The following is a 12,844-nucleotide window of genomic DNA, read 5'->3' as shown; positions in this document are numbered from 1 at the left end:
CACAGTGCAGAATAGCGTCTCGGTAATCGATTACCGAGCCGTGGAGGGATCGCTGTGGCGCGTATCGGTGTGATCAGCATTTCGGACGGGCGCGACCACGTGCACGCTCGTAACGCGGCGTTCATTCAGTCCAAACAGGACGCGCTCGTGCGGTCACTGTGTGCTGCCGGGCACGAGGTGGTGGCAGGCCGTGATCTGGTGGCCACCAACGCGGCCGCGTCCGCGGTGGCTCGGGAGGTGGCCGCCGCGGGCGTGGACGTGACGATCTTCTACTACGCGGTGTGGAGCTTCCCGCACTTCACCATGCTCGCCGCGGACGCCACCACCAGCCCGCTGATCCTGGTGGCCAGCACGGATCCGACCGAGCCCGGACTGGTCGGCATGCTCGCGGCGGGCGGCGCGCTCGACCAGATCGGCCGCGTGCACACGCGCCTGTGGGGCGCGCCGGACGACGCTTCGCTGGCCGAAGCGGTGGGGGTGCGGAGCCGGGCCGCGGCGGCCGTGGCGTCGCTGCGCGGGTCCACCTTCGGCCGGTTCGGCGGTCGTCCCATGGGCATGAACACCGCCGTCGCCAACACCGACCAGTGGATGCGCCAGTTCGGCATCGACGTCGAGGAGATCGACCAGTACGAACTGGTTCTGCGCGCGGAACGGGCGGATGCCGGTGAGGCGGCGAAGGCCCGCCGGTGGATCGAGACGCATGCCGCGGGCGTGCACTACGACGGCAAGAAACTCACGCCGGAACTGCTGGAACGGCAGATCCGGTCCTACCTGGCGATCCGGGACATCATCGCGGAGCGGAACCTGGACTTCTCCGGCATCAAGGGGCAGCCGGAGCTCACCGAGCACTTCGCCACGATGGACGTGACCGAGGCGTTCCTCAACGATCCCTACGACTGGAACGGTCCCAAGGACGTCCACGTCACCGCCACCGAGGCCGACATGGACGGCGCGCTGACGATGCAGTTGTTCCACCGGGTCTCCGGTGATCCGGTGCTCTTCGCCGATGTGCGGCACTACCACGCCGACCGAGACATCTGGGACCTGTGCAACTCCGGTCAGCACGCGACCTGGTACGCCGCGCGCAGCGACGACCCGGTCGAGAACCTCGCCAAGGTCAACTTCTATCCCGAGGTGTTCTTCTTTCCCGCGGGCGGGGCTTCCGTGCAGCACATCGCCGCGCCCGGCACGATGACGCTCGGCAGGCTGACCCGGCAGGCCGGGGAATACCGGCTCCAGCTCATGCTCGGCGAGTTCGAGAACTACGACGACGCCACCAACGACGAACTGATCCGGCAGTCGACCCCGGAGTGGCCGCATGCCTTCGCCCGGCTCGACGTCGACGGCCCGACCTTCCTGAGCACCTTCGGCGCGAACCACATTCACGCCGTGCCCGGCGACCGGCGGCCGGAGATGCGCGCGGTGGCCGAGCTTCTCGGCGTGCGACTGGACGAGTGGACTCGTGCCTGAGGACGGGCTGTTCCTCGGGGTCGACATCGGGACGTCGAGCGCGAAGGGGGTCCTGGTCACGTCCCGCGGTGAGATCGTCGCCCGCGCCTCGCGCTCGCACGAGACGTCCTACCCGCATCCGGGCTGGGTCGAACACGACGCGGAAACGGTGTGGTGGCAGGACTTCCTGGCGATCGTCCGCGAACTCACCGGCGCCGCCGGGGAACGCGGGCTCGCCGCCCTCGCGGTGAGCGGCATCGGCCCGGTCCTGCTGCCCGCCGACGCCTCGGGGCGGCCTCTCCGCCCGGCGATTCTCTACGGCGTGGACACCCGCGCCGCGCGGGAGATCGGGGAACTCACCGCGGAACTGGGTGAAGAGTCCATTGTGGAGCGTGCGGGGACGGCGCTGTCCTCGCAGGCGGTCGGGCCGAAGTGGCGGTGGCTCGCCCGGCACGAACCCGAGGTGTTCGAGCGCGCGAGCCTGTTCCTGATGGCCAGTTCCTATCTGGTGCACCGGCTGACCGGTGAGTACGTGCTGGACCATCACTCGGCGAGCCAGTGCGATCCCATGTACGACCTGCGCGCCGGTACCTGGGCCGAAGACTGGGCGGCCGTGGTGGCGCCGGGCATCGAACTGCCGCGGCTGCTCTGGCCGACGGAGGTGGCGGGCACGGTGTCCGCCGCCGCCGCGAAAGAAACCGGGCTGCCGCAAGGACTTCCGGTCACCGCCGGCACGGTGGACGCCTGGGCCGAGGCCGCCAGCGTCGGCGTCAGCGAGCCCGGCGACACGATGATCATGTACGGCACCACGATGTTCCTGATCCAGGTGCTCGCCGATCCCCGGCCGCACACCGGTCTGTGGACGACCAAGGGCGCGTTTCCGGGCACGTACTCGCTCGCCGCCGGAATGGCCACCTCCGGTGCGATCACCGACTGGCTGCGCAGACTCACCGGCGGCGACTTCGCGGACCTCACCGCCAAGGCCGCGGAAGTCCCTCCGGGCAGCCGCGGACTGTTGCTGCTGCCGTATTTCGCGGGCGAGCGCACGCCGGTGTTCGATCCTGACGCGCGAGGCGTCATCGCCGGGCTGACCACCAGTCATGGCCTCGGCGACGTGTACCGCGCGGCGCTGGAGGGTACTGCTTACGGCGTGAGACACAACTTGGAGGTCATGCACGCCTCCGGCGGCAAGGCCACCCGGTTGGTCGCGGTCGGCGGGGGCACCCAGGGCGGCTTGTGGACGCGCATCGTCACGGACGTGACCGGCGCCGAGCAGCAGGTGCCCGCCGAGACGATCGGCGCCGCCTTCGGCGATGCGGTGCTCGCCGCGGTCGCGACCGGAGGCGAGCCCGACGTGTCCGTGTGGAACCCGGTCGCCACGATCGTGCGCCCCGACGCCGGCCGTTCGGCGGTCTATGACGAGTTCTACCGCCGCTATCGGGAGCTCTATCCCGCCACCGCGGACATCGCGCACTTCCTGGCCGGCCGGCAGAAGGCCGCCGATGCCGCCGCGGAGCCCCGGTGATCTGGGGAGAGCCGGCGGGGCAGGGCTGGACGCAGGTGGGGGAACTGCTGCTGGCTTTGGTGCTCTGTTCCCTGATCGGGCTGGAACGGGAACTGCGGCAGAAGAGCGCCGGTCTCCGCACGCATACCCTGGTCGGCGTCGGGGCCGCGCTGTTCCTGCTGGTGAGCAAGTACGGCTTCACCGACGTCCTGACCAAGGACCTGGTCGTGCTGGACCCTTCGCGGGTGGCGGCACAGATCGTGTCCGGCGTGGGCTTCATCGGCGGCGGGCTGATCTTCGTCCGGCGCGATGTGGTGCGTGGCCTGACCACCGCGGCCGTGGTCTGGATGAGCGTGGCCGTGGGGTGCGCGTGCGCCGCCGGGTTGCCGCTGCTCGCGCTCGTGGTGACGGGGGCGCACTTCCTGGTCGTCTACGGTTATCCGCCGCTGCTCCGGCTGGTGACTCGCTCGCGCCCGGCCAACACCGTGGTGCGAGTCGTGTACCGCGACGGTGAGGGCGTTCTCCGGGCCATCCTGGAGCTTGCCACCCGGCAGGGTTACGCGGTCGAGCACGCCGTCACCGAGCGCCGTCCCCCCGACGGGATCGCGGACGAAGACCACCGCGCCACCCTGGTGCGGGTCCCCGGCCTGATCGACCTGCGGCTGCGCCTGGTCGGTCCACGCCAGGTCACCGAACTGCTGACGGCGCTCGCGGACCAGGCCGGGGTGATGTCGGTCGAGACCGGCGACGAGGATCTGGGCGAACTCGACGCGTGACCCCGGGGCCCGCGGTCGCTGGCCGAAAGGTGCAAACGCCGGCAGGCGATTCACCCCCAAATGGGTGAAATGGTCCCCCTTGGGTTCGCATTGGGTAACGATTTACCGTCCCTTCGCGAAAACGAGTCAACGCGCTCGGCGGGAGTGCGGTGAGGCGAGAGAGACAACCTGCCATGGGTGCTGGTCCCTCGGTAGGCCCCGCTCGGAAGGTGCGGAGGCCTCGTTCCGGCCCGGTCGTGATCATCGCTGGGCTGGCCGTCATCGTCGCGGTCGGGCTGGTCTCGGCCCTGGCCAACCCCACACCGGGCGCCCGGTCGCGCGGAACACTCGCCGGTGGGCCCACCACCACCGGGGTCAGTCCGGTCCCCGAAACACTGGTCACGCACACGGTGCGGTACGAGCTCAGCGGTGGCACCGCGCTCAACATCACCTACGTCACCGAAGGGGCCGCCATCACCCAGGTGTCGCAGGCGGCGGCGCCGTGGTCGGCCACGCTGGAGCGCAAGGCGCCGGCAGGCAGCGCCCAGTACTACAGCATCTCCGCGCAGGACACCGGCGCGGGCACGTTGAAGTGCCGCGTCCTGGTCGACGACGTCGTGCAGAGCGAGCGGACGGTGACTTCACCGCACGGTGTCGTGCGCTGCTCCAAGACCCTCACGTGACACCAGGGCGCTGAGGCTTCCCGGCTGGCACGATTCCCTCCATGGCCAACGCCGCGATCGTGATCGGCCCCATGCTGGGGCTCGTCCTGGCCGTGCTGGTGGCGCTCGGCGCGGTGGTCGTCGGTTTGGGCGAACTGGGTCGCGGCCGTGAGGTCGTGATCGCCGCTGTGCGGGCCGGGGCACAGCTCGCCGCCGTGTCGGTCGTGATCACGGTGGTCCTCGCTTCGTACTGGTGGACCGGTTTGTTCGTGCTGGCCATGTTCGGCATCGCCGCCTTCACGTCGGCTCGGCGGATCGGCGTGCCGGTGCGTCGCGCCGGCGGAGTCGCGGGTGCGATCGGCGCGGGTGTCGTCCCGGTCCTCGCGCTGGTGTTCGGCACCGGGGTGACTACGGCCAAGCCGGTCGTCGTGGTGCCGATCGCGGGGATCGTCATCGGTGGCGCGATGACCGCGACCTCGCAGGCCGCACGCCGGGCGCTCGACGATCTGCGCCTGCGTCACGGTGAGTACGAGGCCGCGCTGGCGCTCGGCTTTTCCCGGCGCGCCGCCGCACTGGAGATCTGCCGGCCGTCCGCGGGACAGGCGCTGATTCCGGCGCTCGACCAGACCCGCACCGTCGGTCTGGTGACGCTGCCGGGTGCCTACGTCGGCGTGCTGCTCGGCGGGGCCAGCCCGGTCCAGGCCGGCGTCACGCAGGTGCTCGTGCTGATCGGCCTGCTGGCCGCGGAGTCCGTCGCGGTACTGGTGGCGGTGGAGCTGGTGGCCGCCGGTCTTGTCGTGCGATCCTGAAAACCCGGCTTACCATCGAGGTATGAATTTCGCCGATCTACTGATCGATGGGTTCGGCCGGGTCCGGGAATCGGTACACGGTACGGTCCGTAGCCTGAACGCCGGCCAGCTCGCGGAACGCCTGGCGCCGGAAGCCAATTCGATCGCGTGGCTGATCTGGCACCTCACCCGCGTCCAGGACGACCACTTCGCCGAACTCCAGGGCACCGAACAGGTCTGGCTTTCGCAAGGCTGGTACGAGAAGTTCGCGCTACCGCTCGAACCCGCCGACACCGGGTACGGCCACAGCGTGGAGGATGTGGCCGCGGTGCGGGTCGGCTCGGCCAAACTGCTGACGGACTACCACGACGCCGTGCACGCCCAGACCGTCGCGTGGCTGGGGGATCTCAAGGAAACCGACCTCGACCGGATCGTGGACGAGTCGTGGGACCCGCCGGTGTCGCTGGGCGTCCGGGTGATCAGCGTGCTCGACGACGATCTCGAGCACGCCGGCCAGGCCGCCTTCGTACGGGGAATCCTCCAGCGCCGCTGAAAACCGGTCCACTGTGGAGGGATTGACGCCGGATCGTCCGGCCGGGAAGGGGTGCGCTGTGGTCGGTTCCGAAAGCCTGGAGGACGCGATCCGGCGGGTGGGCTCCGCGGTGGACCTGCTGCGGAATTCGACGGCCCGCCCGCACACCTTCCCGGTCGCTCCCGAATTCACGAACTGGCGTTCGGAGCAGCAGGCTTGGCGGAGGACGTGTGTCCTTTTCGACCAGTCGCACCACATGACCGATGTGCACTTCGGTGGCGGGGACGCGCTGAAACTGCTGAGCGACTTCGGCGTCAACACTTTCGGGAATTTCGGCCCCGGCAAGGCGAAGCAGTACGTCGCGGTCAACGCCGACGGCTCGTTCATCGGGGACGCGATCGTTTTTCGTCTCGACGACGAGTTGTACGACGTCGTGGGTCATCCCACGGTCGGGAACTGGTTGCGCTACAACGCGGAAGCCGGCGGCTACGACGTGACGGTCGATGTGGACGAGAACTCCTACGACCGCCCGTCGGGCCCGCCGAAGCTCTACCGGTACGAACTCCAGGGGCCGACGGCGTTGCCCCTGTTGGAAAAGGTGACCGGCGCTCCACTGCCCGGCGTCAGGTTCTTCACCATGACCGAGTTCGCCATCGCGGGTCGCCGGGTGCGGGCGTTGCGGCACGGCATGGCGGGGCAGCCGGGCTTCGAACTGTTCGGCCCCTGGGCCGAGGGCGCGGAAGTGCTGGACGCGATCCTGGACGCCGGACCGGATTTCGGCCTCGTGCGCGCGGGTTCGAAAGCGTATTCGACGGCGAATCTGGAATCGGGCTGGATTCCCACCGTACTGCCCGCGATCTTCGGTCCCGAGCTGATGGAATATCGCGAGTGGCTGCCCGCGGAGGCGATCGGCTCGCTCGGCGGCAGCCTGGAGTCCCCGGACATCACCGACTACTTCGTCACGCCCTACGATCTCGGTTACGGCCATGTGGTCAGGTTCGACCACGACTTTCTCGGCCGCGCGGCGCTGAGGCGGATCGCGGAACACCCGCGTCGCAAGAAGGTGACGCTGGTGTGGAACCCGGACGACGTCGCGGCGGCGATGCGCTCGCTGTTCGAGCCCGGGGTCCCGGCCAAGTACATCGAACTGCCGAAGGCCCGTTATGCGTTCTTCCAGGTCGACACGGTGACGCGCGCGGGAACACCGGTGGGCATGTCCCTCGACATGGGTTACCTCGCCACCGAGCAGGCGGTCGTCTCGCTGGCCACGGTCGACTTGGCGGCCAGTGAGCCCGGCACCGAAGTGACGGTCCTGTGGGGCGAGAACCCCAATTCCACCAAGCCGGCCGTCGAGCGTCACCGCCAAGTCGAGATCCGTGCGACGGTCGCGCCCGTTCCCTATGTGCGGGAAATTCGCGACTCCTACCGCCGGTCCTGATCGCACCGTGACGGTCCGGTAGGCCGGAATACCGCCCGGAACTACAAGCCCGGGATTTCCTCTCCACGCTGTCGTTACGGTCGACACCGACCATTCGAGGCGGGCAAAGCCGCCCTCGGCGGCGCGGCGAAGCCGGGTATAGCCGGAAAAGGGACTTGCCCTCCGCGGTGGGCTGGTCTCCCATACCGAACAGGTGTGCTCGATCGAGTCATGGCGCGGTGCGGACGGGCCGCGACCGGGTGATTTCGCGTCGAGGACGCCGGCGCCCCTGTTGTGTCAGTCACAATCGGCGAAAAGAGCGATCAGGGAAGGGAGACCAGTCGTGGCTGACGCGCCGGAAAGGCCGGTTGGCAGGATCAGATGGCGCCGCTTTCTCGCGGTGTTCACCGCCGGTTTTTTCGGTGCGGTGGGATTGATGGTCGCGGTGGCACAGGACGCGCTCGCCGTGTCCTTCGCGGTGGCCGGCGTGCCTTTGAAGATCAGCGCCGACCTGTTGCGGGGCAACGGTTTCGTGGCATTCGGCACGATCGACCGCGAGGTGGACGGCACGCTGCACCCCGTGGTGGTGAACGCCTTCCGGCACGCCCACCTCGACGAGTTCTGCCAGTCCGTCGTGATGCCCGCGCCGTTCATCGGCCCGGTCACCCTGCGCATCACTTCGCCGGACGTGTCCGCCGAGGACCTGGTGACCGACGCGCAGGTCATCCGTGGCGACATCACCTACAAGGACATCGAAACCAACATCGACGCCAGCACGGTGACGGAGGGCCCGCGGGGGGTCAGGGGAGCGCGGGGAGCCTCCGGTACCCAGGCGGATGAAGTCATCGTGAAGAACCTCCGCCAGGTCGCGTGGGCCTCCACCGCGGAAACGCTCCATCTGGAGCGCTCGACCACGGTGGTGCTCCCCGGCCGGCACGACTGTTTCGACGACCAATGATCGCCTTGCGAAACGGCATGGCGCGCACGGTGGTTTCCGGCTCCCGCCGGGGACTCGTGCGCTGCGGGTCGGCGATGGCCTCCGGATGGCGGGCGTTCCGGCGCTGGCGGCATGGTCGTCCCGTCGCGTCCGCGGTGCTGCTGGCCCTGGCCGGGCTGGTGATCCTTCTGCCCCCGTACATGACCTTCCGGTTCCGTGACGTGGTGGTGTCGATCAGCACCCTGGGCGGGCTCTCCGCGCTGGTGCTGGGCAGCCTTCTCCTCGTCTGCGCCGTCGTGGTGTGCGTCCGGTCGAGCATGCGGGTTTTCGCGGGTGCCGCCGCGATACTGCTGTCGTTGGTCGCACTGATCACGGCCAACCTCGGTGGGTTCCTGATCGGCACCGTGCTCGGACTCGTCGGTGGGGCCTTGTGCCTGGCGTGGACCGATCAGACCGCGCGTCCCGCTGAAACTCCCGTCGCGGCCGGCGTGACAACGGGCACGCTAGAGGAGGACTGAGGAGCATTCCGCCGTCTTCCTCGCTTTTGTCAGCCCGCGTTCGGCAGTGATTCCCCGCGGTCATTGTCCTCATTGGACTCACAGACCCGGGCGGCGCCCAGCCCTGAAGGCTATTGCTGCGGCGGGTACTGCTGTCCGGGGTACTGCTGCCCTGGGTACTGCTGCGGAGTGCCGTAGGGGTACCCGCCAGGCCGCTGTCCCGGGTATTGCTGGCCCTGCGGCGGATATTGCTGCTGACCGCCGTACTGCTGACCCGGGTATTGCTGCTGGTACGGACCACCCGGGTACTGCTGGGGCGGGTACTGCTGCTGGCCGGGGTACGGCGGCTGGCCAGGGTACTGGGGCTGGCCGCCACTTCCGGCGGGACCGACGTAACGCGCGTCGCCGAAGGCGAGGATCGGGAGGCAGATGTAGGGGAAGAAGACCGTGAGCACCCCGAACCCGGTCCCCTTGCCGAACGACTTCGCCAGGTCGACGTAGACGATGAACAGCAGCACGATGTTGACGAACGGGATGAACATCAGCAACAGCCACCACCACGGCCTGCCCACGACGCGGAGCAGCACGACCGTGTTGTAGAACGGCACGATCGCCGCCCAGCCGGGCTGACCCGCCTTGGTGAAGACGCGCCACATCGTGGCGATCAGGAACACGGAAACGGCGAGTGATACCAGGAGCACCACGATCAGTGCACCGGGGCTGATCGTGGTGCTCGCCCCGTACTGGTACTGCTGGTTCACGTCCGCGTCCTTCCGTCCACCTCAACGACGGGGCAAGGCTAGCCGTCGGTGGCGCTGATTTCGGCGATCATGCACGAATCGTAAGCTTCCACTCCGGACGGCGACCGCGTGATCACGTGCGCGGCAGGACGGCGCGGTCGCCGGCGGAGTCGGGGCCGTCGCTCGATTTGGCCCAGCTACGACTGGACCTTCGGGCGGCTCGGTGGCCAGGCAGGTTTGCCTTGACGCGAAGGTCAACGTTTATCGTCGGCATCATGCGAATCGGTGAGCTCGCCCGGCGTACCGGGACCACCACCCGGGCGCTGCGGTTCTACGAGTCCCAGGGACTGCTCAAGGCGCCGCGCGCGGCCAACGGTTACCGCGACTACGGTGAAGAGGATTTCCGGCTGGTCAACGAGATCCTGACGCTCCAGGCGGTCGGGTTCAGTCTTGATGACACGAGGCCGTTCGTCGAATGCCTGCGCTCCGGCCACGAGTCCGGGGACTCCTGCGCCGATTCGATCGAGGTCTACCAGCGCAAACTCGCCGAAGTGGATGCCTGTCTGGCCAAGCTGGGCGACGTCCGCGCGAATCTCGCGGCCAAACTGACCGCGGCGCTGGTCCGCAAACCCCGCTGCGAACTGACGACGGAGGAGCCCTGATGCGGACTGTCACCGACGAGAGCTTCGAGCAGGAAGTCCTGCGCCAAGACAAACCCGTGCTGGTGGACTTCTGGGCACAGTGGTGCCCGCCCTGTCACATGATCGCCCCGGTGCTCGACGAGATCGCGGCCGAGCGCGCGGGCACGCTGGCCGTCCGCAAGATCAACACCGACGAGAACCCGGTGTCCATGCGGGACTACCAGGTCATGTCATTGCCGACGCTGATGCTGTTCCGGGACGGCAAGCCGGTGCGCGCGTTCATCGGCGCGCGGCCGAAGGCGCGGTTGCTCGCCGAGTTGGACGACGCGCTCCGGGGGATCTAGGCGAAAGAACCCGCGAGCTTTCGGCCGTTCGGCACCCAGCGTGGTGTCGTCGCCGTGGCCCGGACACCCCAAGTGTCGTCGGGCAGTCCGCCGAACACCTGGCCTCCAGGCCGTCCAGCAACCCGGTATGTTCAGTCGAATCACCCGCAGAAATTGCGGAGCATGGCGACCGTGTTCGCGGTTATCCGATTTCCGCGAGTGCGCGCATTCCAGCGGCGCAACAGTTCGCGAACTGTGATCGAAACCGTGTCGCCGGCGCGAACCCGCTCTCCGGCTTCCCTTGAGAAACCTGACGTCGCCTTCGATTCGGTGACGTCTGTCGTGATGTCCCGGAGTTCGTTCCGCAGGGAGGCAAGGGAACGGTTCGTGTCGGTTTTCCCAGCGATCCAGCCGTTGACCTGGATGTTGGCGACCGCTCTCGCCGCGTCTGACGGCGTGTCGTAGTCAGTGTCATCCGCCAGGACGATGCGGCCTGTCGGCGAGACCGTGGCGACGTGCTCGTTGATGGTCACACGGTGGTTGTCCGCGACACGCGTGCTCACCAGCCGCGGGCCCTCCATTCACCGAGCTTGGACCGCTCTGCGCCGAGGGTGGAATCGTCCCCGTGCCCGGGGTAGAACCACGTGTCGTCCGGCAGTTCGCCGAACACCCTCGTCTCCAGGTCGTCCATCAGGCTGGTGAAGTCCTCGGGATTTGTTGTCCGCCCAGGACCGCCGGGAAACAGCGAGTCGCCGGTGAACAGGTGCGGCGGCCCCGAAGGGTCGCGGTAGAGCAGGGCGATCGAACCCGGTGTGTGGCCTCGGAGGTGGATCACTTCGAGGGTGCAGTCGCCGACGGCCAGCGTGTCGCCCTGCTCCACGAGGAAGTCCGGCGGCACCGGCAGGGGCCCCGCGTCCAGGGGATGGGCGGCGGTGTTGGCGCCGTTCGCGCCGGCGACGGCGCCAAGGGCCTGCCAATGGTCGCCGTGCTGGTGGGTGGTGACCACGGTGCGCAGCGCGGGGCGGTCGGGGCCGTGACCGATGAGGTCGGAGATCCGCTCCGGTTCGGCCGCCGCGTCGATGAGCAGCGCCTCGTTGCGGGCCCGGCACACCAGTAGATAGGCGTTGTTGTCCATCGGCCCGACCGACAGCTTGGTGATGGTCAGTGCCTCGAGGGTGCGCCGCGCCGCGTCGCCGCCTGGCTCGACGTGTCCGGTGTAGTGGTCTACGACGTTCACCTGCCACACGGTAGCCGGTCCGTTCCGAGCCGTTCCACCCGTTCACCCCGGTCCAGGTGCCGTGTCGTAGCCTCGGTCGGCAATCGCCGGTTCGATCTTGCAGGAAGACAGTGCCCAGCTTCGCCGTTCCCGCGTGCAGGTCCCGGCGCATCAGTTGGGACGCCGTACGGGTGATCGCCGTGCTTTCCGTGGTGCTCGGCCACATCACCCATCAGGGCCCGCTCTCGCACGGGGAACTCGGCGGTTATCCGGTCGAGGTGACAGCGCAGTACGGCGCCGCGGCCTTGATGGTGGTCTCCGGTTTCTTCATCTGCCAGACGATCCGGCGTGGCGACCTCAGGCGGTGGTTGAGGGGCAAGATCGCCCGACTCCTGCCGGCGTATCTGGTCGCCGTGGTGGTCACGTACCTGGTGATGCGGCTGGCGAGCGCCGCGTTCAACGGCCAGGACTTCGGCGGAGGCTGGTGGAATCTGCTGTTCGGGCCCACCGCCGACGGCCAGGCCTGGGTCTCGACCTGGTACGTCCCCGTGGGCTGGGACCTGCTGGTCAACGTGTTCATGATCCAGGGCTGGCACAACGGCTTCATCTGGCTCGACGGTTCGTACTGGACACTTCCGGTGCAGCTCATGGTCTTCTCCTGCGCCGCGCTCGTCTTCGCGGGTGGCCCGCGGTTGCGCGGCGGCCGCCGGGGTGAGGCGATGGCGTGGGCGATGATCGCCGGCCCGCTGGTGCTCCGGTTCTGGATCATCGGCGCGCACAATCCGTCGCCGTGGGCGTACGCCGTGATCAACGGCCTGGGTCTGCACCGCATGCACGCTTTCGGCGCCGGTATCGCCATCTGGCTGTGGTCCCGCGACCGGATGAGCGGCCGGCGTCTCGTCCTGGTCCTCGCGGCCACCGTCTTCGCCCAGGATCAGCACCTCTATCCCGACCATGTCGAGGTACCCGGCGATCCCGCGCGCCTGCCGTCGGTGATCGGGTTCGCTGTGATGCTGGTCACAATCTGCGCGGCGGCGAAGGGACCCGACTGGACCTTCCTGCGGCCCCTCGCACCGGCCATCACCTGGCTGGCCGGCATCTCCTACGGCGTGTACCTCCTGCACCAGGAACTCGGTTATCTTTTGGCAAAAGCCCTGGTCGAAGCCGGGTTGGGCGGCTGGGTCCGGCTACCTCTGGTGCTCGCGGCATCGATCGGCCTCGGCTGGTCGCTCACGATGGCCGTGGAGCGTCCCGCGTACCGCCGTCTCAGCCGCCGGCCGCCCTCTCCACCGGCTCCGCGAGCGCCCCAGGACGACTTCATCCCGTCGCCGAAGGGTCCGGGTCCGGTTTCTGTCGGTGGCCCGTCCTAGCATTGAACGCGGC

At 68.5% G+C, this 12,844-nt stretch carries 15 protein-coding genes; 12 read left to right on the top strand and 3 right to left on the bottom strand.

All coding sequences use genetic code 11. From position 1 onward, the window contains the following. Positions 1 to 54 precede the first annotated feature (54 nt). The 9 genes from ACFSXZ_RS39750 to ACFSXZ_RS39710 all read left to right on the top strand — a co-directional run bounded on the left by ACFSXZ_RS39750 (position 55) and on the right by ACFSXZ_RS39710 (position 8,562). Entirely contained in the window at positions 55 to 1,470 is a 1,416-nt protein-coding gene (locus ACFSXZ_RS39750) for an L-fucose/L-arabinose isomerase family protein (RefSeq protein WP_378271566.1), read from the top strand. Next, positions 1,463 to 2,974 carry an FGGY-family carbohydrate kinase gene (locus ACFSXZ_RS39745; protein WP_378271564.1) on the top strand — a complete coding sequence of 504 codons (1,512 nt, stop codon included), beginning with the start codon at positions 1,463 to 1,465 and terminating at the stop codon, positions 2,972 to 2,974. Before ACFSXZ_RS39750 ends, ACFSXZ_RS39745 begins: the two co-directional genes overlap by 8 nt. After that, entirely contained in the window at positions 2,974 to 3,729 is a 756-nt protein-coding gene (locus ACFSXZ_RS39740) for an MgtC/SapB family protein (protein WP_378271848.1), read from the top strand. The genes ACFSXZ_RS39745 and ACFSXZ_RS39740 overlap by 1 nt, the downstream gene beginning before the upstream one ends. 209 nt (positions 3,730 to 3,938) lie before the next feature. Further along, a complete protein-coding gene (locus ACFSXZ_RS39735) occupies positions 3,939 to 4,391 on the top strand; it encodes an MmpS family transport accessory protein (protein WP_378271563.1) in 453 nt (150 codons plus the stop codon). A gap of 41 nt (positions 4,392 to 4,432) precedes the next feature. After that, positions 4,433 to 5,179, top strand: a complete 747-nt coding sequence (locus ACFSXZ_RS39730) for an ABC transporter permease (protein WP_378271561.1) — start codon at positions 4,433 to 4,435, stop codon at positions 5,177 to 5,179. 22 nt (positions 5,180 to 5,201) lie between these two features. Further along, complete coding sequence (locus ACFSXZ_RS39725; protein WP_378271560.1) at positions 5,202 to 5,711, top strand: mycothiol transferase; 510 nt, start codon at positions 5,202 to 5,204, stop codon at positions 5,709 to 5,711. A gap of 58 nt (positions 5,712 to 5,769) precedes the next feature. Next, complete coding sequence (locus ACFSXZ_RS39720) at positions 5,770 to 7,128, top strand: aminomethyl transferase family protein (RefSeq protein WP_378271559.1); 1,359 nt, start codon at positions 5,770 to 5,772, stop codon at positions 7,126 to 7,128. Positions 7,129 to 7,450: 322 nt separating this feature from the next. Next, positions 7,451 to 8,065, top strand: a complete 615-nt coding sequence (locus tag ACFSXZ_RS39715) for a DUF6230 family protein (protein ID WP_378271558.1) — start codon at positions 7,451 to 7,453, stop codon at positions 8,063 to 8,065. Next, on the top strand, positions 8,062 to 8,562 hold the full coding sequence (locus tag ACFSXZ_RS39710) for a DUF6114 domain-containing protein (RefSeq protein ID WP_378271557.1): 501 nt from the start codon (positions 8,062 to 8,064) through the stop codon (positions 8,560 to 8,562). The genes ACFSXZ_RS39715 and ACFSXZ_RS39710 overlap by 4 nt, the downstream gene beginning before the upstream one ends. A gap of 110 nt (positions 8,563 to 8,672) precedes the next feature. Here the strand turns inward: ACFSXZ_RS39710 and ACFSXZ_RS39705 are convergent, their stop codons facing one another. Further along, on the bottom strand, positions 8,673 to 9,302 hold the full coding sequence (locus ACFSXZ_RS39705; RefSeq protein WP_378271556.1) for a DUF5684 domain-containing protein: 630 nt from the start codon (positions 9,300 to 9,302) through the stop codon (positions 8,673 to 8,675). A 254-nt stretch (positions 9,303 to 9,556) separates the two neighbouring features. On the opposite strand from ACFSXZ_RS39705, the gene ACFSXZ_RS39700 reads away from it, so the two are divergent. Further along, positions 9,557 to 9,943, top strand: coding sequence for a MerR family transcriptional regulator (locus ACFSXZ_RS39700; protein ID WP_378271555.1), 387 nt, complete (start codon positions 9,557 to 9,559; stop codon positions 9,941 to 9,943). Further along, positions 9,943 to 10,266, top strand: coding sequence for a thioredoxin (gene trxA / locus ACFSXZ_RS39695; protein WP_378271553.1), 324 nt, complete (start codon positions 9,943 to 9,945; stop codon positions 10,264 to 10,266). The genes ACFSXZ_RS39700 and trxA overlap by 1 nt, the downstream gene beginning before the upstream one ends. Positions 10,267 to 10,406: 140 nt before the next feature. On the opposite strand, the gene ACFSXZ_RS39690 is transcribed toward trxA, so the two are convergent. Continuing rightward, on the bottom strand, positions 10,407 to 10,808 hold the full coding sequence (locus ACFSXZ_RS39690) for a hypothetical protein (protein WP_378271552.1): 402 nt from the start codon (positions 10,806 to 10,808) through the stop codon (positions 10,407 to 10,409). Continuing rightward, positions 10,805 to 11,482 (bottom strand): MBL fold metallo-hydrolase, encoded by a 678-nt coding sequence (locus ACFSXZ_RS39685; RefSeq protein WP_378271550.1) that lies wholly within the window; start codon positions 11,480 to 11,482, stop codon positions 10,805 to 10,807. Before ACFSXZ_RS39685 ends, ACFSXZ_RS39690 begins: the two co-directional genes overlap by 4 nt. Positions 11,483 to 11,592: 110 nt before the next feature. Between ACFSXZ_RS39685 and ACFSXZ_RS39680 the strand changes: the two genes are divergently transcribed. Next, positions 11,593 to 12,831 (top strand): acyltransferase family protein, encoded by a 1,239-nt coding sequence (locus ACFSXZ_RS39680; RefSeq protein WP_378271549.1) that lies wholly within the window; start codon positions 11,593 to 11,595, stop codon positions 12,829 to 12,831. Positions 12,832 to 12,844: the final 13 nt, after the last annotated feature.

It is taken from the genome of Amycolatopsis pigmentata, assembly GCF_042684065.1.
Classification (GTDB): domain Bacteria; phylum Actinomycetota; class Actinomycetes; order Mycobacteriales; family Pseudonocardiaceae; genus Amycolatopsis_E; species Amycolatopsis_E pigmentata.
This window is presented reverse-complemented; position numbering and strand designations above follow the sequence as displayed.